General features: G+C 71.8%; 1 protein-coding gene. It reads left to right on the top strand.

Going from position 1 to position 1,012, the window contains the following annotated elements; all coding sequences use genetic code 11:
• A partial coding sequence (locus tag AB0I10_RS41285) for an alcohol dehydrogenase catalytic domain-containing protein (RefSeq protein ID WP_363157869.1) occupies nt 1-1,012 on the top strand: 1,012 nt, incomplete at both ends.

Genomic DNA, 1,012 nt, shown 5'->3' on the forward strand with positions numbered 1-1,012 from the left:
ACGCGGCCGGAGTGTCGGTACGTTTCTTCGCCGACCTCGCCGAGCTGGCAATCGCCACCGAGGCAGGAGAAATCACCCCGCGGGTGGTGCTGACCTCCGCGGACGGCGACGGCCCAGGCGGTGATGCGGCAGAGGCCGCCCGCCGGGCGACCGGCCAGGCCCTGGGTCTGGTCCAGGAGTGGCTGGGCGAAGACCGTCTGGAGTCAGCCCAGCTGGTGGTCGTCACTCGTGGCGGTGTGGCGGCCTCGGCGGGCGAGCGAGTGGCCGACCTGGCTGCGGCCTCCGTCTGGGGTCTGCTGCGCTCGGCACAGTCGGAGAACCCCGGCCGGCTGGTCCTCGTAGACCTTCCTGCAACCGGCACCACCGACGAGGCCGCCATCCTCCCGACGGTGCTCGCCGGCGACGAGGCGGAGCTTGTCGTGCGCGGCAAGGTGGCTTATGGGCGGCGGTTGTCGCGTCCGTCGGGTGAGTTGGTGGCGCCTGAGGGTCTGTGGCGGTTGGAGCCGGATGCGGGTGGGTCGTTGGAGGGGCTGGTGCTGGCGGCGGCGCCGCAGGCTGGTGACCGGCTGGAGGTTGGGCAGATACGGGTGGCGGTCCGCGCGGGCGGGCTGAACTTCCGGGATGTGCTGATCGGTCTGGACATGTATCCCGGTGGCGGCCTGATGGGCACCGAGATCGCCGGGACGGTGATCGAGACCGGCTCCGGGGTGAGCGGGCTGGCGCTGGGTGACCGTGTGATGGGTGTCGCTGCGGGCGGATTCGGCCCGGTGGCCGTCACGGACGCGCGGCAAGTGGTGCGGATTCCGGACGGCTGGTCCTATGCCGAGGCCGCGTCCGTGCCCAGCGCCTTCATGACGGCGTGGTACGCGCTCGCGGAGCTGGCGGGTGCGCGGGCCGGTCAGCGGGTGGTCGTACATGCTGCTGCTGGTGGTGTGGGGATGGCGGCGGTGCAGATTGCGCGGCATCTGGGCTTGGAGGTGTTCGCGACCGCCAGCCCGTCCAAGTGGCCGGT

The sequence above is a fragment of the Streptomyces sp. NPDC050636 genome, assembly GCF_040654775.1.
Taxonomy (GTDB): domain Bacteria; phylum Actinomycetota; class Actinomycetes; order Streptomycetales; family Streptomycetaceae; genus Streptomyces.